At 63.8% G+C, this 18,634-nt stretch carries 16 protein-coding genes; 4 read left to right on the top strand and 12 right to left on the bottom strand.

What is annotated here, in order from left to right:
* Nucleotides 1-265 precede the first annotated feature (265 nt).
* From AACY13_RS13675 to AACY13_RS13665, 3 genes are all read right to left on the bottom strand, one after another.
* Complete coding sequence (locus AACY13_RS13675) at nt 266-736, bottom strand: MaoC family dehydratase (protein ID WP_339462125.1); 471 nt, start codon at nt 734-736, stop codon at nt 266-268.
* Nucleotides 733-1,695 carry an alpha/beta hydrolase gene (locus AACY13_RS13670; protein WP_339462124.1) on the bottom strand — a complete coding sequence of 321 codons (963 nt, stop codon included), beginning with the start codon at nt 1,693-1,695 and terminating at the stop codon, nt 733-735. Before AACY13_RS13670 ends, AACY13_RS13675 begins: the two co-directional genes overlap by 4 nt.
* Before the next feature lie 212 nt (nt 1,696-1,907).
* Nucleotides 1,908-2,633 carry a substrate-binding periplasmic protein gene (locus AACY13_RS13665; RefSeq protein ID WP_339462123.1) on the bottom strand — a complete coding sequence of 242 codons (726 nt, stop codon included), beginning with the start codon at nt 2,631-2,633 and terminating at the stop codon, nt 1,908-1,910.
* 188 nt (nt 2,634-2,821) lie between these two features.
* Between AACY13_RS13665 and fadD2 the strand changes: the two genes are divergently transcribed.
* Together fadD2 and fadD1 are read left to right on the top strand one after the other, a co-directional pair.
* On the top strand, nt 2,822-4,510 hold the full coding sequence (gene fadD2, locus AACY13_RS13660; protein WP_339462122.1) for a long-chain-fatty-acid--CoA ligase FadD2: 1,689 nt from the start codon (nt 2,822-2,824) through the stop codon (nt 4,508-4,510).
* Nucleotides 4,511-4,720: 210 nt separating this feature from the next.
* Nucleotides 4,721-6,409, top strand: a complete 1,689-nt coding sequence (fadD1, locus tag AACY13_RS13655; protein WP_339462121.1) for a long-chain-fatty-acid--CoA ligase FadD1 — start codon at nt 4,721-4,723, stop codon at nt 6,407-6,409.
* Between the two features lie 732 nt (nt 6,410-7,141).
* Here the strand turns inward: fadD1 and AACY13_RS13650 are convergent.
* From AACY13_RS13650 to dapE, 3 genes are read right to left on the bottom strand one after another with little or no spacing between them, the layout of a single operon-like run.
* A complete protein-coding gene (locus AACY13_RS13650; protein ID WP_339462351.1) occupies nt 7,142-7,513 on the bottom strand; it encodes a hypothetical protein in 372 nt (123 codons plus the stop codon).
* A 2-nt stretch (nt 7,514-7,515) separates the two neighbouring features.
* The gene (locus AACY13_RS13645; protein WP_339462120.1) at nt 7,516-8,322 is read right to left on the bottom strand and encodes a putative RNA methyltransferase; all 807 of its coding nucleotides are present in this window, start codon (nt 8,320-8,322) and stop codon (nt 7,516-7,518) included.
* On the bottom strand, nt 8,319-9,473 hold the full coding sequence (gene dapE / locus AACY13_RS13640) for a succinyl-diaminopimelate desuccinylase (protein ID WP_339462119.1): 1,155 nt from the start codon (nt 9,471-9,473) through the stop codon (nt 8,319-8,321). Before dapE ends, AACY13_RS13645 begins: the two co-directional genes overlap by 4 nt.
* A gap of 200 nt (nt 9,474-9,673) precedes the next feature.
* On the opposite strand from dapE, the gene tcdA reads away from it, so the two are divergent.
* Nucleotides 9,674-10,483, top strand: a complete 810-nt coding sequence (gene tcdA, locus AACY13_RS13635) for a tRNA cyclic N6-threonylcarbamoyladenosine(37) synthase TcdA (RefSeq protein ID WP_339462118.1) — start codon at nt 9,674-9,676, stop codon at nt 10,481-10,483.
* Between the two features lie 95 nt (nt 10,484-10,578).
* A complete protein-coding gene (locus AACY13_RS13630) occupies nt 10,579-11,385 on the top strand; it encodes a substrate-binding periplasmic protein (RefSeq protein ID WP_339462117.1) in 807 nt (268 codons plus the stop codon).
* On the opposite strand, the gene AACY13_RS13625 is transcribed toward AACY13_RS13630, so the two are convergent.
* The 6 genes from AACY13_RS13625 to AACY13_RS13600 all read right to left on the bottom strand — a co-directional run bounded on the left by AACY13_RS13625 (nt 11,364) and on the right by AACY13_RS13600 (nt 18,563).
* A complete protein-coding gene (locus tag AACY13_RS13625) occupies nt 11,364-11,795 on the bottom strand; it encodes a SufE family protein (RefSeq protein WP_339462116.1) in 432 nt (143 codons plus the stop codon). The genes AACY13_RS13630 and AACY13_RS13625 overlap by 22 nt on opposite strands.
* The gene (locus AACY13_RS13620) at nt 11,792-12,997 is read right to left on the bottom strand and encodes an aminotransferase class V-fold PLP-dependent enzyme (protein WP_339462115.1); all 1,206 of its coding nucleotides are present in this window, start codon (nt 12,995-12,997) and stop codon (nt 11,792-11,794) included. The genes AACY13_RS13625 and AACY13_RS13620 overlap by 4 nt, the downstream gene beginning before the upstream one ends.
* 174 nt (nt 12,998-13,171) lie before the next feature.
* Entirely contained in the window at nt 13,172-14,206 is a 1,035-nt protein-coding gene (gene dapD / locus AACY13_RS13615) for a 2,3,4,5-tetrahydropyridine-2,6-dicarboxylate N-succinyltransferase (protein ID WP_339462114.1), read from the bottom strand.
* A gap of 39 nt (nt 14,207-14,245) precedes the next feature.
* Complete coding sequence (locus tag AACY13_RS13610; protein WP_339462113.1) at nt 14,246-14,593, bottom strand: ArsC family reductase; 348 nt, start codon at nt 14,591-14,593, stop codon at nt 14,246-14,248.
* Nucleotides 14,594-14,595: 2 nt separating this feature from the next.
* Nucleotides 14,596-15,789: a succinyldiaminopimelate transaminase gene (gene dapC, locus AACY13_RS13605; RefSeq protein WP_339462112.1), complete on the bottom strand. Its 1,194-nt coding sequence runs from the start codon at nt 15,787-15,789 to the stop codon at nt 14,596-14,598.
* A 71-nt stretch (nt 15,790-15,860) separates the two neighbouring features.
* Nucleotides 15,861-18,563 (bottom strand): [protein-PII] uridylyltransferase, encoded by a 2,703-nt coding sequence (locus AACY13_RS13600; RefSeq protein ID WP_339462111.1) that lies wholly within the window; start codon nt 18,561-18,563, stop codon nt 15,861-15,863.
* Between the last annotated feature and the right edge of the window lie 71 nt (nt 18,564-18,634).

The raw sequence follows: 18,634 nt of genomic DNA, 5'->3' as shown, positions 1-18,634 counted from the left end.
CGGCGGTGACCTGAGACAGCAAGCTTAGAACTTGTTTCGGATCTCGCGAGCTAGAGTCCTGCAAGGCGCTACGTTAGTAACAGCCTCCGGCTGGTTAAAACGGCGAGGAAGCGGACTGGGCTCGCACGCGAGTGTACTTTTGTACATGAGCATAACTCGTTTCACTCGCCCTCCGGGCCGCGCTAAAGCGCGTTAGCCACAAGTGGCTTACCGAGCCTGTTTTTAACGCAGCAGGGCCGACGCGCAGCAGATCCGAGGCAAGTTCTTAGCCGATGGTGATGGGCGGCAGTTGGGTCAGTTCGACGGTCTGTGCCTTGCGCGGGGCGAGGATTTCCGCTTCGCCGTCGACCACCAGTTCATCGTTCTGGTTGAACACCCGGGTGGCCACGCGCACGCGGAATTTCGGCAGTTTTTCCAGGATTTCCAGGCGCACGGTCAGGGTATCGCCGAGTTTCACCGGCAGGGTGAAACGCATGCTCTGGCCGAGGTAGATGGTGCCCGGGCCAGGCAGCTCGCAGGCCACTGCGGCGCTGATCAGGGCACCGCTGAACATACCGTGGGCGATACGCTCCTTGAACATGGTGGTGGCGGCGTAGTCGGCATCCAGGTGGACCGGGTTATGGTCGCCGGACACTTCGGCAAACAGCTGGATATCGCGTTCTTCGACCTTCTTGCTGTAGCTGGCGGTCTGGCCGACTTCGAGGGCGTCGTAGGGGGTATTGCTGCTTTGGCTCATGAATGACTCTCTTGGCTCGGTTGGTGACACTGGCGCGGCTGGTCTAGGGCCTGCTGCAGCCAGTCGATGATGTAGGCGGTGACTTCGGCACGGTTGCTCTCGTTGAGCAGTTCATGACGGGCATCCGGGTAGAGTTGTAATTGCACACGGGAGTTGCCGGCGGCGCGCAGGGCGTTGGCCAGATCGGCCTGGCGCTTGCCGTCGCTGACCGGGTCACAGGCTCCGCCGATCACCAGCAGGGGCAGGCTGATGTCGATCTGCGCGAGGTTGTCCCGCGGGGTGATCTGTTGCAGGCCGCCGAACAGGTCGATCCACAGCTGATTGACGCAACGGAAGCCGCAGAGCGGGTCGGCCACATACTTGTCGACTTCGGCCGGGTCGCGGCTGAGCCAGTCGAATTCGCTGCGGTTGGGCTTGAAGCGCTTGTTGAATGAGCCGAAGGTGGCGAATTCGAGCAGGCCGCTGCGCCCGCTGGGGCCCTGCCGCCAGCGCTCGAAGCGGGCCAGCAGTTCGGCGATACGGTACAGCGCCGCGGGCTGGTAGTTGGAGCCGGAGAGAATCGCGCCCTGCAGGCTGCAACTGTGCTGCATCAGGTAGGCCTGGGCGATATAGCTGCCCATGCTATGGCCGAGCAGGAAGATCGGCGTGTGCGGATGCTGCTGGCGGATATGGTGGTTGAGCCGGGCCAGGTCGCCCACCACCAGGTTCCAGCCGTCCTGTTCGGCGTACTGGCCGAGCAGGCCGTGTTCGGCGGTTTTGCCATGGCCGCGCTGGTCATGGGCATAGACCTCGAACCCCGCTGCCACCAGGGCCTCGGCAAAACGCCCATAACGGCCGCTATGTTCGGCCATGCCGTGGGCCACCATCAGCACCGCCCGGGGCGGCTGGGCGGCGTACCAGCGATTGACATAAATCGGCGCTGCATCTGTGCTGGTCAGCCAGAACGTTTCGTGGAGCATGGCGAATCCCTTAACAGGCCGTTGTTGCTGCCTGTGTTGCCGTTACCGCGTTAAAAATGGCCTCGGACTGCCGCTATGCGCTGGGCATGCCGCGCATTGCGCCACTTTTGCCTTGTCTCGCCTGCCGCGCCCGGGTCTTTCGACGGCCTGTGAAGCCTGCAAGTGCCGCGCATTGTGCACCGCGCGCGGCCTGCCGCAAAGCCTGGCGCTCGTCAGTTATTGTGCCGGCGCAGTATGCGCCTGTACTCGCCGCTGGCGTGCAGCTCGCGCAGGCCCTGTTCGTAGATCCTGATCCAGTCGGGCTGGCCCGGGCGGCTGGGGGTGAAGCCCACCAGCAGCGGGATCCGCTCCAGCACCGTGCCTTGCCACACCAGCTGCCCCCGCAGTTGCGGGTCCCGGGCCACCAGGTGTTCGCCGACCCGGCGCTCCAGGAGTACCTGATCGAAGCGTCCGGCCCGCAGTTTGCGCAGGTTGCTGATGTCGTCCACCGCCTCTTCCAGAACCAGCCCGGCAGCGAGAATGCGCTGGGGGTAGCCGTAGCCGCGGACTATGCCCAGGGTTTTGCCGCGCAGTTGCCCCAGGTGTTCGAGGTTCAGGGCGTAGTCGCGCCGCACGAACAGGCCCAGCGCGCTGTAGAACAGTGGCCGGGAGGCGATCAGGCGCTCTTCCTGAATTTCCCTGGGCCACAGCGCCAGGGCTCCCTGGTAGTGGCCCTGGCGCAGGGCGACGCGCACCCGGGCCCAGGGCAGAAAATCGATCTGCGCCGTATAACCCTGCACGGCAAAGGCGCGGCGGGTCAGTTCGACTATGCTGCCACCGTTGCGCAGGTGCTCGGAGCTGTAGGGCGGGTATTCCAGGGTGGCCAGGCGCAGCGATTGCGCATGGCTCGGGTTGCCGCACAGCAGCAGACACAGGGCAACGAACAGAAGAATCGGCATGGCGGGTCGGCTGGGTGCCTGTGCTGGAGGGTAATGGGCGATGGGCCCGGATAGTGCTCAGGGTGAGCGGCAAGATTCAGCTCGTCAATGACGCGTTCTGACTATTTGCCCGCCTGAGGTTAGCTGTTACTTTCCAGGCAACTCCGCTGCGCGGATAGGATCATTTCAGGGCAAGAGGATAAAAATAAATGCAGCCTGATTTCTGGAGCGACAAACGCCCGGCCGGGGTACCCAACGAGATCGATCTGGGGGCCTACAAGTCGGTGCTGGAGGTCTTCGAGCGTTCATGCAAGAAGTTCGCCGACCGACCGGCCTTCAGCAACCTGGGGGTGACCCTGACCTACGCCGAGCTGGATCGTCTGTCCGCGGCCTTTGCCGCCTACCTGCAGAAGCACACCGACCTGCAGCCCGGCGAGCGCATCGCGGTGCAGATGCCCAACGTGCTGCAGTACCCGATTGCCGTGTTCGGGGCCATGCGTGCCGGGCTGATCGTGGTCAACACCAATCCGCTGTACACCGCCCGCGAGATGCGTCATCAGTTCAAGGACGCCGGGGTGCGCGCCCTGGTCTACTTGAACATGTTCGGCAAGCTGGTGCAGGATGTGCTGCCGGATACCGAGATCGATTACCTGATCGAAGCCAGGATGGGCGACCTGCTGCCGAGCCTCAAGGGCTGGCTGGTCAACACCCTGGTGAAGAAGGTCAAGAAGATGGTGCCCGAGTACCATCTGCCGCAGGCGGTAGCGTTCAAGGACGCGCTCAAGCAGGGGCAAGGGCATGGGCTCAAACCGGTCAAGGTCGGCCAGGACGACGTCGCCGTGCTGCAGTACACCGGTGGCACCACCGGGGTGGCCAAGGGGGCGATGCTGACCCATGGCAATCTGGTGGCCAATATGTTGCAGGTCGATGCCTGCCTGTCGCAGCTGGGGCCGGATGGCAGCCCGCTGATGAAGCAGGGCCAGGAGATCATGATCGCGCCGCTGCCGCTCTACCATATCTATGCCTTCACCGCGAACTGCATGTGCATGATGGTCAACGGCAACCACAACGTGCTGATCACCAACCCGCGGGATATCCCCGGCTTCGTCAAGGAGCTGGGCAAGTGGCAGTTTTCCGCGCTGCTGGGCCTCAATACGCTGTTTGTCGCGCTGATGGACAACCCGGACTTCAAACACCTGGATTTCTCCAGGCTCAAGGTCACCAACTCCGGCGGCACCGCCCTGGTCAAGGCCACGGCCGAGCGCTGGCAGGCCATGACCAGCTGCACCGTGGTCGAAGGCTATGGCCTGACCGAAACCTCGCCGGTGGCCAGCACCAATCCCTATGGCGACCAGGCGCGCCTGGGTACCGTGGGCATCCCGGTGCCGGGTACCGGCTTCAAGGTGATCGACGACGACGGCGTCGAGCAGCCGTTGGGCGAACGTGGCGAGTTGTGCATCAAGGGCCCCCAGGTGATGAAGGGCTACTGGAACCGCGAAGAGGCCACCGCCGAGGTGCTGGACGCCGAGGGCTGGTTCAAGACCGGCGATGTGGCGGTGATCGATGCGGACGGCTTTGTGCGCATCGTCGACCGCAAGAAGGACATGATCATCGTCTCCGGCTTCAACGTGTACCCCAACGAGATCGAGGATGTGGTCATGGGCCATCCGCAGGTGGCCAGCTGCGCCGCCATCGGCGTGCCGGACGAGAGGTCCGGCGAGGCGGTCAAGCTGTTCGTGGTGGCCCGTGAGGGTGGGGTGACTGCGGAGGAGCTGAAGGCCTACTGCAAGGAGAACTTCACCGGCTACAAGGTACCCAAGCACATCGTCTTTCGCGATGCGCTGCCGATGACGCCGGTGGGCAAGATTCTCCGCCGCGAACTGCGCGATATCGCCTAGCCCTCGGGCTTGGCGGCAGGCCGAGATAAATGACCGGATCAAGTGATCCGGTTTTTTTGTGACTGCGTAGCCTGTCGCTGGTCGCTCCCTGGTAAAGCTGCTACCCTCGGGCGGCTTTTTGCTCCATGGAGTGGGCCAAAGCGGGCGAACATACAATAAACAGCCGCCTTATGCGGTGAAGATCAAGCTGTTGCTGAGGAGTGGGCTTCCATGACCGAGAATTTTTGGAAGGATAAGTATCCTGCCGGGATCGCTTCCGAAATCAATCCTGACCAGTACCCGAATATTCAGGCGGTACTGAAAGAGTCCTGCCAGCGCTTCGCCGACAAGCCAGCCTTCAGCAATATGGGTAAGACCCTTACCTATGGCGAGCTGTACGAGTTGTCCGGCACCTTTGCCGCCTACCTGCAGCAGCACACCGACCTGCAGCCCGGCGACCGCATTGCCGTGCAGCTGCCCAACGTCCTGCAATACCCGGTGGTGGTCTTCGGTGCCCTGCGTGCCGGCCTGGTAGTGGTCAACACCAATCCGCTGTACACCGCCCGGGAAATGGAACACCAATTCAACGACTCCGGTGCCAAGGCCCTGGTCAGCCTGGCCAATATGGCCCACCTGGCCGAGCAGGTGCTGCCGAAAACCGGAATCAAGACGGTGATCATCACCGAGGTCGGCGATATGTTGCCGCCGCTCAAGCGTCTGCTGGTCAACAGCGTGGTCAAGCACGTGAAGAAGATGGTGCCGGCCTACAACCTGCCGCAGTCCATCAAGCTCACCGCCGCCCTGGCCAAGGGCCGTGGCCAGACCGTCAAGGACGTCGCGCCGAACAGCGCTGAAATCGCCGTGCTGCAATACACCGGCGGCACCACCGGGGTGGCCAAGGGCGCGATGCTGACCCACCGCAACCTGATCGCCAACATGCTCCAGGTCAAGGCGCTGATGGGCGCGGAAATGAGCGAAGGCAGCGAAGTGCTGATCGCGCCGCTGCCGCTGTACCACATCTACGCCTTCACCTTCCATTGCATGGCGATGATGCTGATTGGCGGGCACAACGTGCTGATCACCAATCCGCGTGATCTGCCGGCCATGACCAAGGACCTGGCCAAGTACCGGTTCACCGGTTTTGTCGGCCTTAATACCCTGTTCGTTGCCCTGTGCAACAACGAGGACTTCCGCAAGCTGGACTTCTCCACCCTGAAGGCCACCTTCTCCGGCGGTATGGCGCTGCAACTGGCGACCGCCGAGCGCTGGAAACAGGTGACCGGCTGCTCGATCTGCGAAGGCTTCGGCATGACCGAAACCAGCCCGGTGGCCTCGGTCAACCCGTTCAGCAATATCCAGATCGGCACCATCGGCATTCCGGTGCCGTCGACCCTGTGCAAGGTGATCGACGATGAAGGCGTCGAGCAGCCCCTGGGTTCGATTGGCGAGCTGTGCGTCAAGGGCCCGCAGGTGATGAAGGGCTACTGGCAGCGCCAGGAAGCCACCGACGAAATCCTCGACGCCGAAGGCTGGTTGAAGACCGGCGATATCGCGGTGATCCAGGAAGACGGTTACATGCGCATCGTCGACCGCAAGAAGGACATGATTCTGGTGTCCGGCTTCAACGTCTACCCCAACGAACTGGAAGACGTGCTGGCGACCCTGCCGGGCGTGCTGCAGTGTGCGGCCATCGGGGTGCCGGACGAGAAGTCGGGTGAGGCGATCAAGATCTTCGTGGTGGTCAAGCCGGGTGAAACCCTGACCAAAGAGCAGGTCATGGAACATATGCGCGCCAACGTCACCGGTTACAAGGTGCCTAGGGCCGTCGAGTTCCGCGACGTGCTGCCGACTACCAATGTTGGCAAGATCCTGCGCCGCGAACTGCGTGACGAAGAGCTGAAGAAACTGGGCAAGAAGTAAGCGCCCGGTTCAAACAAAACCCCGCCTCGGCGGGGTTTTGTTGTTTTAGGGGACTGCTCTCTTTTGGCATGGTTTCTAGGTTCTGTGTTCGTATTATTTATGTGTTGAACTTGAGTCATGGTTTCGCCCCTCACGGGCGAGTCACTTTTTCTTGCTTGGCCAAGAAAAAGTAACCAAAAAGAAGGCCACCCCATCATCCGGCCCCGGCTGCGCCGAGGTTCCCTCGCTCCATCGTCGTTCCAGGGGCCCGCCGCGAAGGGCCATCCCTGGCCCATCGCGGCAACCCCTTGCACAACGATTCCTTTCGGCCTCCTGAAGGGGGCTTGGCGTTGTCTGGACGTTCGTTGTGAAGGAGCAAAAGCTCAATGCTGGAAGTCTGAAGCCTTGTAAAAAGGTTTGCAGGCGCGCGACCTGGGTCCCGTCAGAAGGCCGAGTGGAGGTGTTGTGTAGGGGGACGAGCCGCAAGGATGCGGCGAGAGGCGTAAAGGGTCATGGACGGCCCTTGTACGCCGGCCCCCGGAGCGACGCCGGAAGGAGGGACGTCTGGCGTAGCCAGACCCGTATGTCGGGTGTGCTTTCTCTTTAGTTACTTTCTCTTTGCACAAGCAAAGAGAAAGTAACTCGCCCGTGAGGGGCGAAAACCACTCCTCATGTACATGCAGCAATAGGCATGATAAACGGGGGTTGTGCTCTCGCCGTCCTGAAAAGCTCGATAAGCCGAGTTCGCGGGTTTTAACCCGTACGCCAGGTGATTTCCTCCACCCCATCGGCGCTGATACGCATCCAGCGGTCGGCCTGTTCGTCGCTTTCTTCTTCCTGCCAGCCGCCGGGTGCACAGCGTACTTCCACATTGAGGGCGGCGAAGGCGGCCTGGGCGCAGGCCAGGTCGTCGGCCCAGGGCGTGGCGGCGCTTTCCAGGTACAGGCTGTGCCACTTGCCCACGGCTTTCGGCAGCCAGGTCACGGGTACGGTGCCGGCCAGGCATTTGTAGGTCTGGCCCTTCTGTTGCCAGGGCGTGCAGCTGCCCAGGGCCTGGCTCAGCCATTCGCCGATGGCAGTGTGATCGGCGTCTTTCAGGTAGATCTCGATATCCGGTTGGCGCATGGTCATATTCTCTCGATCCAGTCGTAGCGGATGGCAACGGTCACTGCGCAGGGTTCGGCGATCACCGCCGCGCGCTTCTCGGCGCTGGCGCGCCAGCCGTGCGGGGTCATGGCCAGCAGGTCGGCGCGGGCCTGGCTGCTGTCCAGTTGCAGGTTGAAACTCAGGGTTTCGCTATGGGCCAGGCGCATGCCGTCGGGGATCAGCTCCAGGTGTTTCTGATCGTCATAGTCGCGCACCTCGTCATAGAGTTTCTGCCGCAGCTGCATCAGGTGTTCGCGGGTCGGCCCCATGCGCAGCAGGCCGCCGCCGGGGGCGAGCAGGCGTCTGGCTTCCTGCCAGTCGAGGGGGCTGAACACGCTGGCGAGCAGCTGGCAGCTGGCGTCGGCCAGCGGTACCCGGGCCATGCTCGCCACCAGCCAGCTCAGCTGCGGCGCACGCCTGCAGGCCCGCTTGACCGCTTCGCGGGAAATATCCAGGGCATAGCCGTCGGCCTGGGGCAGGGCGGCGGCGAGCTGAGCGGTGTAATAGCCTTCGCCGCAGCCGATATCCAGCCAGCGCGCGGGGTTGTAGCCGGCCGCCAGTTGCGCCAGGCGCTCTGCCAGCGGTGCGTAATGGCCGCCGTCGAGAAAGCGCCGGCGCGCCTCGACCATGGCGGCGTTGTCGCCGGGGTCGCGGCTGTTCTTGTGCTGCACCGGCAGCAGGTTCAGGTAACCCTGGCGCGCGCGGTCGAAGCGATGGCCGGCCGGGCAGACCACGCTGTTGTCGACGGCGCTCAGCGCACCCTGGCAGATGGGGCAGGTGAGACTCATGCGAGGAGTTTGACCAGGGTCTGGTAATAGATTTCGGTCAGCACATCCAGGTCACTGGCCAGTACCCGCTCGTTGATCTGGTGAATGGTGGCGTTGACCGGGCCGAGTTCCACCACCTGGGTGCCGAGGGTGGCGATAAAGCGCCCGTCGGACGTGCCGCCGCTGGTCGAAGGCTGGGTGTCGCGGCCGGTGACCGTCTTGATGCTGGCGGCCACGGCGTCGAGCAGGGCCCCGGGTTCGGTGAGGAAGGGCAGGCCGGACAGCGCCCATTCCAGGTGATAGTCCAGGCCGTGCTTGTCGAGAATGGCTTCGACGCGCTTCTGCAGGCCTTCGACCGTGGATTCGGTGGAGAAGCGGAAGTTGAACACCGTCTTCAGCTCGCCGGGGATCACGTTGGTCGCCCCGGTGCCGGCGTTGAGGTTGGAAATCTGGAAGCTGGTCGGCGGGAAGAAGGCATTGCCATCGTCCCAGTGTTCGGCAGCCAGTTCGGCCAGGGCCGGGGCGGCCAGATGAATGGGGTTCTTGGCCAGGTGCGGGTAGGCCACATGGCCCTGCACGCCGCGCACGCTGAGGGTGCAGCCGAGGGAGCCGCGGCGGCCATTCTTCACCACGTCGCCGACCAGCGAGGTGCTCGAGGGTTCGCCGACTATGCACCAGTCCAGGCGCTCGCGCCGCGCGCCGAGGCGTTCGATCACGGCCTTGGTGCCATGATGGGCCGGGCCTTCTTCGTCGCTGGTGATCAGGAAGGCGATACGGCCCTTGTGGTTCGGATATTCGGCGACGAAGCGCTCAACGGCGATGATCATCGACGCCAGGCTGCCCTTCATGTCGGCCGCGCCACGGCCGCAGAGCATGCCCGCCTCATCGATCAGGGCGTCGAACGGTTGGTGCTGCCAGGCCTGCAGCGGGCCGGTGGGAACCACGTCGGTGTGCCCGGCGAAGCACAGCACCGGGCCCTCGTCGCTGCCGTGGCTGGCCCAGAAATTGTCCACTTCCTCGATCCGCATCGGTTCGATCGCGAAGCCGCAGGCAGCCAGACGGCGCGTCATCAGCTCCTGACAGCCTTCGTCGAGGGGCGTGACGGAGGGGCGACGAATCAGCTCGCAGGCAAGCTCCAGGGTCGGGGAGAGGGTCGGGGCGATGGCGGTCATTGCGGCTCCAAGGCGGCATCAGGCGGAAAGGCCGTCATCTTAAAGCAAATTGCTCGCAATGGGCCGTCGCCAGGCTGTTTCGCCGGATCGCGGCCGCGCCATTGGTCTGCTGGCCATGGGCCAGGCAAGACAGTGCTTGGGTCGTGGCCTGCGGCTTCCTATAATGCGCCGCCCCGGGTGCGGGGTAGCGAGGAGAGAAGATGCCTGTCGACGAACAACGCTTTGCGGGGATCGCCCGCCTGTATGGCCGCGAAGGTGCCGAGCGGCTGGCGGCTGCGCATGTGGCGGTGGTCGGTATTGGCGGCGTCGGCTCCTGGGCGGCCGAAGCCCTGGCGCGTTCCGGGGTGGGCGAGATTTCCCTGTTCGATCTGGACGATGTCTGCGTCAGCAACAGCAATCGCCAGCTGCATGCGCTCGACAGCACGGTCGGCCAGCCCAAGGTCGAGGTGATGGCGGCGCGCATCCGCGGCATCAACCCAGCCTGCGTGGTGCATGCGGTGGCGGATTTCGTCACCCGTGAAACCATGGCCGAGTACATCACCGAGCAACTGGATGCGGTGATCGACTGCATCGACAGCGTCAACGCCAAGGCCGCGCTGATTTCCTGGTGCAAACGGCGCAAGATCCAGGTGATCACCACTGGCGGCGCGGGCGGGCAGATCGACCCGACGCAGATTCAGGTCGGCGATCTGAACAAGACCTGGAACGACCCGCTGGCCTCCAAGGTGCGTTCCACCCTGCGCCGCGACTATGGCTTTTCGCGTACCCCGGGGCGCAATTACAGCGTGCCCTGTGTGTATTCCAGCGAGCAGCTGCGCTACCCCAAGCCCGATGGCACGGTGTGCCAGTACAAGGGCTTTGTCGGCGAGGGGGTCAAGCTCGACTGCGCCGGCGGTTTCGGCGCGGTGATGATGGTGACCGCGACCTTTGGCATGGTGGCTGCCGCGCGCATCGTCGATAAATTGGTCGCCGGTACGCGGCGGCCAGCGGAGCGGCAGTCGCTTGCCTGATGCATCGTGGCGAGCCTTGGCTAATCTGCAGGAATGACCCGCCCGGGTCGCTGTTCGGCAGGGATATGCTGTTTTCCGCTTAATTGAGGTGTGTTGTGTTGCCCCTGCTGCGTCATCTGTTCGGCCATGCCCCGCGTTACGTGCTGCTGCTTGCAGCGCTTTGTGCCTGCCTGAGTGCCCATGCCCATCCGGTGGTGCGGGTGGGCACCGGTGACTGGGCACCCTATGTCGACCAGCAGCGCGAGGATGGCGGCGCGTTGTCACGCTTGGTGCGCGATATCTTCAAGGCGGCGGGGTATGGGGTCGAGTTCGTCTACTACCCCTGGGATCGCAACCTGTTGATGCTCGAGCAGGGCAATCTGGATGCGGTGATGCCGTATTCCTGCTCCGCCCAGCGGCGGCGTATCAGTGAGTGCAGTGACCCCGTGGTGCAGGGCCAGATTGTGCTGTTCCAGCGCACTGGTCAGCAGCTGAACTGGGCGCGTATCGACGATCTCAAGTCTTTCCAGATCGCCACCACCCTGGGTTATTCCTATGGCTCGCAGTTCGATACGGCGGTGCAGAGTGGGCAGCTGCAGGTGCAGCAAAGTAGCAAGGAAGACACCGGTTTTCGCCTGCTGGAGCTGGGGCGTGTGGATTTTCATCCGCAGGATCGAGCTGTGGGTTACGCCATGTTGCGACGGCGGTTCAGCCCCGAGACGCGAGCGGCCATTACCCATCACCCACGGTTATTGAATAGCGAACCGCTGCACCTGCTGTTTCGCAAAAGCGATGCCCGGGCCGCTCGGTTGCGTGAGGTGTTCAATGCGGGTTTGCGCCGCCTGGTCGAGAGTGGCGAGATTGCGCGTCTGCAGCAGGCCCTGTATTCCGGCAATGCCGATCAGTGGGCGCTTGAACCCTGATCGGCCGCAGCCAGCAGTTGCTGCATACGCGCCAGCACGGCCTGCAGGCCATTGCTGCGTGAGGGCGACAGGTGGCGCGCCAGGCCGAGCTGGGTAAACCAGGCGGGCAGATCCAGCTGTGCCAGTTCGGTCTGGGTCAGGCCATTGGTCCGTGCCAGCAGCAGCGCCAGCAGGCCGCGGAGCAGGCGTGCATCACTGCTGGCGCGGAACTGCCAGTGTGCGCCGTCGCGCTCGGCCAGCAGCCAGACCTGGCTTTCACAACCCTGTACCCGATTGGCTGCACAGCGCTCTGCATCATTGAGCGGGGCGAGCTGGTCGCCCCATTGCATCAGCAGACGTGCGCGCTGTTCCCAGCCGGGGCATTGGCCGAAGGCCTCGAGGGCCTGCTGGGCATTGGCCGGCAGGATCATTGCAGCAATTCCAGGGCCTGATCCAGGGCGGCGAAGAAGCGCTGCAGATCGGCCGAATCGTTATAGAACCCCAGGGACACGCGAATCGCTCCGCTTAGCCCCAGACCGTGGAGCAGCGGCATGGCGCAGTGATGGCCGGCGCGTACGGCGATACCCTGCTCGGTCAGCAGGTGAGCGAGGTCGGCGTGGTGCACGCCGTCGACCACAAAGCTGACCAGGGCGACATTGGGCGTGCCGAGCAGGCGCACACCCTGACGCTGCTGCAGCCCGGCCAGCAGCTCGGTATGCAGGGCCGCTTCGTGGGTGCTGACGGCGCTGGCGTCGAGGCTGCTCAGATAATCCAGGCTGGCCCCCAGGGCGATCACCGAGGCTATCGGCGGCGTGCCGGCCTCGAAGCCCAAGGGCGCGGGGCGAAAGCTGGCGCTGGCGTAGTCGGTGTGCAGCAGCATCTCGCCGCCAAACTGCCAGTGCGCCAGCTGCTCCAGGGCCTGTGGACGGCCGTAGAGCAGGCCGACGCCGTCCGGGCCGTAGAGTTTGTGGCTGGAGCCGATATAAAAGTCGCAGCCCAGCGCCTGGACATCATGGCGGCCATGCACCACACCCTGAGTGCCGTCGACCAGGGTCAGCGCGCCCCGGGCCTGCGCCAGTGCGAGCAACTGTTGCAGCGGCTGCCAGCAACCGAGCACATTGGACAGCTGGCTGACTGCCAGCAGGCGGGTGCGCGGGCCGATCAGCTGCGCGGCGTGGGTGAGATCGATCAGGCCATGGCTGTCCAGCGGCAACACCACCAGCTTGAGCTGGCGGCGCAGCGCCAGTTGCTGCCAGGGCAGTAGATTGGCGTGGTGTTCCAAGGCGCTGATAACGATTTCGTCACCGGGCTGAAAGCGTTGCTCCAGGCCGTAAGCCAGCAGGTTGAAGGCTTCGGTGGCGCTGCGGGTAAAGACGATCTGCTCTGCGTCGGGCGCATTCAGCCATTGCGCGGCCTTCTCCCGGGTAGCTTCGAAGGCGCGGGTGGCGCGTTCGCCGGGCAGGTGTTGGGCACGGTGCACATTGGCTGCGCCGCCGGCGTAATAGCCGAGCAGGGCATCGAGCATGGCCTGGGGTTTTTGCGCGGTGGCGGCGCTGTCCAGATAGGTCTGGCCTTCGGCCTCGAGGGCCAGAATGCCGGGGAAATCGGCGCGCCAGGGGGAATGGTTAGGCATGGGCAGGCAATCGAGACCGTAGGATGGGTTGAGCGCAGCGATACCCATAATGAGCGTGATGGGTATCGCGATGCTCAACCCATCCTACAAGAGCACGTAGGCTGCGATATGCACACCAGAGAACGTGAAACGCTCGGTGCGCACGGCGCACCCTACGGTCAGGCTTCTCTGGGATCAGTTATGGGCGTGCAGGGCTTCGTTCAGCTCGATCGCCGACTTGTGGGTCTTGCACTCCACCGCGCCGGTTTGCGAATTGCGGCGGAACAGCAGGTCGGGCTGGCCGGCCAGTTCGCGGGCCTTGAGCACCTTGACCAGCTGGTTGTCGGCATCCAGCAGCGCCACCTTGGTCCCAGCGGTGATATACAGGCCGGATTCCACGGTGTTGCGGTCGCCCAGGGGGATGCCGATACCGGCGTTGGCCCCGATCAGGCAGCCTTCACCAACGGAAATCACGATATTGCCGCCGCCGGACAGGGTGCCCATGGTCGAGCAGCCGCCGCCCAGGTCCGAGCCCTTGCCGACGAACACCCCAGCGGAAACGCGGCCTTCGATCATGCCCGGGCCGGCGGTGCCAGCGTTGAAATTGACGAAACCTTCGTGCATCACCGTGGTGCCTTCACCCACATAAGCACCCAGGCGGATACGCGCGCTGTCGGCGATACGCACGCCGCCTGGCACCACGTAGTCGGTCATTTTCGGGAACTTGTCCACCGAGAACACTTCCAGCAACTCGCCTTTCAGGCGCGCTTCCAGCTGACGTTCGGCCAGCTCGGCGAGGTCGACCGCGCCCTGGCTGGTCCAGGCCACGTTAGGCAGCAGCGGGAAGATCCCGGTGAGGTTCAAGCCATGCGGCTTGACCAGGCGATGCGACAGCAGGTGCAGCTTGAGGTAGGCCTCAGGGGTGCTGGTCAACGCGCTGTCTTCGGCGAGCAGGGTGACCACCAGAGGCTTCTGGCTTTCGGCCAGGCGCGTGAGCAAAGCAGACTGCGCGGGATCAACCTGTTTCAGCGCTTCTGCCAGCTCGCCGGCCTGGTTATTGCTGATCATGATGGCGTGGTTGCCACCCTGGTAGTCGATTTTTTCGATTACTTTGGCGACCAGCTCACTGGAGGGGTTGAGCAGTGGCTGGGCGTAGAAGACTTCCAACCAGTTGCTCTGGCGGTTCTGGGTGCCAACGCCAAAGGCCAGGCTGAAGAGGGTTGTGTTCATGCTGTTTTCCTTACCGCAAATTCGTGTGGGCCGGCTGGTTCAAACCAGTTCGGCGGCATAACGGTCGGCCTTGAAGCCAACCAGGGTCTTGTTGCCGAGATCCAGCACCGGGCGCTTGATCATCGATGGCTGGGCGAGCATCAGCTCGATCGCCTTGTTCTGGTCGAGGTCGGCTTTTTGCGCCTCGTCCAGTTTGCGGAAGGTGGTGCCGGCACGGTTGAGAATGATCTCCCAGCCATGTTCGTTGCACCACTTCTCCAGGTTCTCACGGTCGATACCAGCGGTCTTGTAATCATGAAAGGCGTAGCTTACCCCGTGCTCGTCGAGCCAGGTGCGGGCTTTTTTCATGGTGTCGCAGGCTTTTATTCCAAACAGGGTTTTGCTCATGCTCAGAGGCCCTTCACAAAGTTGCGGATACGTTCGGCTGCGGCCACGCATTCGGCCAGCGGCGCGACCAGGGCCATGCGCACGCGGCCGGCACCGGGGTTCTCGCCATTCACGCTGCGCGACAGGTAGGAGCCGGGCACCACGGTGACATGCTCGCGGGCAAACAGCTCGCGGGTAAATGTTTCATCGTCTATCGGCGTTCTGGCCCACAGATAGAAGCCGCCATCGGGGCGCTGTACATCGAGCACGCCGTCGAGAATCGCCAGCACCGCGTCGAACTTCTCGCGGTACAGGTCGCGGTTGGCTTTGACGTGGGCCTCATCGTTCCAGGCTTTGAGGCTGGCCAGTTGGGTTTGTACCGGCATGGCGCAGCCGTGGTAGGTACGGTACAGCAGGAAAGATTTCAGAATGTCGGCGTCGCCGGCGACAAAGCCCGAGCGCAGGCCCGGCAGGTTGGAGCGCTTGGACAGGCTGTGGAACACCACGCAGCGTTTGAAATCATTGCGGCCCAGTTCGGCGCAGGCGCTCAGCAGGCCGGCGGGCGGGTTGGCCTCATCGAAATACAGCTCGCTGTAGCACTCGTCGGCGGCGATCACGAAGTCGAACTTGTCGGCCAGGGCGATCAGCTTCTTCAGCGTCGGCAGCGGGATCAGCGCGCCGGTGGGGTTGCCCGGCGAGCAGAGAAAGAGGATCTGACAGCGCTGCCAGACGTCGTCGCCGACCGCGTCGAAATCCGGGTTGAAGCCATGTTGTTCCAGGCAAGGCAAGTAATGCGGCTGTGCGCCGGCGAGCAGCGCTGCGCCTTCGTAGATCTGATAGAAGGGGTTGGGACTGACCACCAGGCCGTCGACGTCACGTTGCACCACCGCCTGGGTAAAGGCGAACAGCGCCTCGCGGGTGCCGTTGACCGGCAGCACATGGCGCGCCGGGTCGAGCGCCCCGGCCGGCAGGCCGAAGCGGCGGCCGCACCAGTTGGCGATGGCTTCGCGCAGCGCCGCAATACCCAGGGTGGTTGGGTACACCGCCAGCTGATCGAGGTTGGCGGCCAGGGCTTCGGCGACGAAGGCCGGCGAACGGTGCTTGGGTTCGCCGATCGACAGGGCGATGGGCGACTTGTCCGCCGCCTGGACGCTGCCGAGCAGGGCGCGAAGCTTCTCGAAGGGGTAGGGCTGTAACTGCTGCAGGGCGTTATTCATGTTGGGTTCCTGTACTGCGCGCGGCTGCCGGTGATGGCCGGCCCGCCGCTTGTCGCGTCAAGCTGCGGTGATCAGAAGGTAATGGGCTGGCTTTCGGTTTTCTTGCCGGGGTCATCCGACAGCTGCAGCACTATGGCTTCCTGCAGGCGGGTGCAGAGCTCCGGGTCGGACAGCGGCTGGTTGTCGGCATCGGTGACGAAGAACACGTCTTCGACCCGTTCGCCCAGGGTGGCGATCTTGGCGTTCTGCAGCGACAGGTCGAAGTCGAGGAAGATCCGCCCGATCCGCGCCAGCAAGCCGGGGCGGTCCGGGGCGGTCAGCTCGAGGATGGTCACCGGGCGCTGGGCGTCGTTGTGGATGGTCACCTGGGGGGCAAAGGCAAAGTGCTTGAGCTGACGGGCGACCCGGCGCTGGATGATGGTCGGGTAGTCGTCGGGGTTCTTCAGGGCGTCGATCAGGCCCTGGCGGATCTGCTTGATCCGCGCCGGGTTGTTGCCGATCGAGCTGCCGTCCGCTTCGAGCACGATATAGGTGTCGAGGGTGAACTGGCTGGTGGAGGTGAGAATCCGCGCGTCGTGGATGTTCAGGTTGAGTTGGGCCATGGCCGCCACCGTCACGGCGAAGAAATCGTGCTGGTCCGGGGCGTAGATAAAGATCTGCGTGCCGCCCTCGAACTCGCGCTGGGTGGTTTCCTTGATCAGCACCAGTGGCTCGCCGTCCTCCGGGTGCTGGAGGATGGCGTCGCTGTGCCAGGCCACATCCTCTGCGCTGTGGCGCAGGAAGTAGTCGTCGCCCAGTTGCGACCAGAGTTGCTCGGCTTCGTCCGGGTCGAGGCCGCCGCGCACCAGGATGTCCAGGGCGCTGCTCTGGGTCAGGCGGATCTGCTCTTCACGGTCCAGCGGGTTCTCCAGGCCGCGGCGCAGGGCACGCTTGGTCTCGGTATACAGCTGGCGCATCAGACTGGCGCGCCAGGAGTTCCACAGGCTGGGGTTGGTGGCGTTGATATCGGCCACGGTCAGCACGTAGAGGTAGTCCAGGCGGGTCTGGTCGCCAACCAGGCGGGCGAAATCGAAGATCACCTGGGGGTCGGAGAGGTCCTTGCGCTGCGCCGTGGTGGACATCACCAGGTGGTGCTGAACCAGCCAGACGATCAGTTTGGAGTCCCAGTTGGGCAGCTGATGGCGGGCGCAGAAGACTTCGGCATCCACCGCGCCGAGTTCCGAGTGATCGCCACCGCGGCCCTTGCCGATATCGTGGTAGAGCCCGGCCAGGTAGATCAGCTCGGGTTTGGGCAGGGTCTCCATCAGCTCGCTGGCCAGGGGGAATTTCTCCGCCAGCTCGGGCCACTTGAACTTGCGCAGGTGCTTGATCAGGTTGAGGGTGTGGGCGTCGACCGTATAGATGTGGAACAGGTCATGCTGCATCTGCCCGACGATATGGCCGAATTCCGGCAGGTAGCGGCCGAGGATGCCGTAGCGGTTCATCCGCCGCAGGTTGCGGTGGATGCCCTGGGGGCTCTTGAACAGCTCGATAAACAGGCTGGTGTTGCGGATATCGCGGCGGAAATCGTCGTCGATCAGGTGTCGGTGCTCGCGCAGCAGACGAATGCTGTCGGCGCACACGCCCTTGATCTCGGGGTGCTGGGCCATCAGCACGAAGACTTCCATGATGGCGAACGGGGTGCGCTTGAATACGTTCGGGTGGGTGACTTCGATATAGCCGTCACGCAGCTGGAAGCGACTGTTGAGCTGGCTGGCCGGGCCGACTTCGCCGGCGCGCAGGATCTGCTCCTCGAAGTGCTGGTTGATCAGGTCGCTCAGCTCGGCGATAGCCATGACCACGCGGTAGTACTTCTGCATAAAGCGTTCGATGCCGCGCTTGGGGTCGTTATCCTCGAAGCCGAGCAGGGCCGCGACCCGGCTCTGATGGTCGAACAGCAGGCGGTCTTCGGCGCGGCCGGCGAGCATGTGCAGGGCGTAGCGTACCTTCCAGAGGAACTCCTGGCTGGCGGCGAGCAGGGCGTATTCGCTTTCCAGCAGGAAGCTCTGGCTGACCATGGCGTGCAGGTTGAGGGTGCCGGAGTGGCGGCGGGCGATCCAGAGGATGGTCTGGATGTCGCGCAGGCCGCCCGGCGAGCCTTTGACGTTGGGCTCCAGGTTGTATTCGGTGTCGTTGTATTTGCCGTGGCGGGCGCGCTGTTCTTCGTGCTTGGCCAGGTAGAAGTGCTTGCTCGGCCACATCTGTTCGGTGCTGGTGACCGCCTGCATGCGTTGGCGCAGGTGCTCGGGGCCGGCGATGGTGCGGCTTTCCATCAGGTTGGTGACCACCGTCAGGTCGGCGCGGGCCTCCTCGGCGCATTCATCCACCGAGCGCACGCTTTGCCCCACTTCCAGGCCGATGTCCCAGAGCAGGGTGAGGAAACGTTCGATCGGCTCGCGGAAGGTTTCGTGATCATTGCTGTCCAGCAGGATCAGCAGGTCGATATCCGAATAGGGGTGCAGTTCGCCGCGGCCGTAGCCGCCCACTGCCAGCAGGGCAATATCGGCATCCGCGCTCCAGGACAGGCGATCCCAGGCTTCGCGCAGGATCTGGTCGACGAACCAGGCGCGATCCTCGACCAGGCGGCGCACGTCGCGGCCGGCCTTGAAGCGCGCATCGAGGGCGTCGTGGGCGCGGCGAATGGCCTTCTTGAACGCGGCGATGGGGCTGGACTTGAGCGCCAGCTCCGCCTGGAACTGGCCACGGTCGAACAGTTCGGGATCTACCTGCGGCATGCAACAGCCTTCCTTATATCTGGTCCAGAACCTGTTCAAAGTCGCGCGAGCTAGAGCCATGCAAGGCAAAA

The sequence above is a fragment of the Pseudomonas sp. EA_105y_Pfl2_R69 genome, from assembly GCF_963970915.1.
GTDB lineage: Bacteria > Pseudomonadota > Gammaproteobacteria > Pseudomonadales > Pseudomonadaceae > Aquipseudomonas.
Note: the sequence above shows the minus strand (reverse complement) of the source record. Positions and strands in the feature narration are given on the sequence as shown.

Excerpts from the sequence above, each read along its gene's own strand:
- AACY13_RS13675 (WP_339462125.1), bottom strand. The coding sequence starts at position 736 with ATGAGCCAAAGCAGCAATACCCCCTACGACGCCCTCGAAGTCGGCCAG.
- AACY13_RS13670 (WP_339462124.1), bottom strand. The coding sequence starts at position 1,695 with ATGCTCCACGAAACGTTCTGGCTGACCAGCACAGATGCAGCGCCGATT.
- AACY13_RS13665 (WP_339462123.1), bottom strand. The coding sequence starts at position 2,633 with ATGCCGATTCTTCTGTTCGTTGCCCTGTGTCTGCTGCTGTGCGGCAAC.
- fadD2 (WP_339462122.1), top strand. The coding sequence starts at position 2,822 with ATGCAGCCTGATTTCTGGAGCGACAAACGCCCGGCCGGGGTACCCAAC.
- fadD1 (WP_339462121.1), top strand. The coding sequence starts at position 4,721 with ATGACCGAGAATTTTTGGAAGGATAAGTATCCTGCCGGGATCGCTTCC.
- AACY13_RS13650 (WP_339462351.1), bottom strand. The coding sequence starts at position 7,513 with ATGCGCCAACCGGATATCGAGATCTACCTGAAAGACGCCGATCACACT.
- AACY13_RS13645 (WP_339462120.1), bottom strand. The coding sequence starts at position 8,322 with ATGAGTCTCACCTGCCCCATCTGCCAGGGTGCGCTGAGCGCCGTCGAC.
- dapE (WP_339462119.1), bottom strand. The coding sequence starts at position 9,473 with ATGACCGCCATCGCCCCGACCCTCTCCCCGACCCTGGAGCTTGCCTGC.
- tcdA (WP_339462118.1), top strand. The coding sequence starts at position 9,674 with ATGCCTGTCGACGAACAACGCTTTGCGGGGATCGCCCGCCTGTATGGC.
- AACY13_RS13625 (WP_339462116.1), bottom strand. The coding sequence starts at position 11,795 with ATGATCCTGCCGGCCAATGCCCAGCAGGCCCTCGAGGCCTTCGGCCAA.
- AACY13_RS13620 (WP_339462115.1), bottom strand. The coding sequence starts at position 12,997 with ATGCCTAACCATTCCCCCTGGCGCGCCGATTTCCCCGGCATTCTGGCC.
- dapD (WP_339462114.1), bottom strand. The coding sequence starts at position 14,206 with ATGAACACAACCCTCTTCAGCCTGGCCTTTGGCGTTGGCACCCAGAAC.
- AACY13_RS13610 (WP_339462113.1), bottom strand. The coding sequence starts at position 14,593 with ATGAGCAAAACCCTGTTTGGAATAAAAGCCTGCGACACCATGAAAAAA.
- dapC (WP_339462112.1), bottom strand. The coding sequence starts at position 15,789 with ATGAATAACGCCCTGCAGCAGTTACAGCCCTACCCCTTCGAGAAGCTT.
- AACY13_RS13600 (WP_339462111.1), bottom strand. The coding sequence starts at position 18,563 with ATGCCGCAGGTAGATCCCGAACTGTTCGACCGTGGCCAGTTCCAGGCG.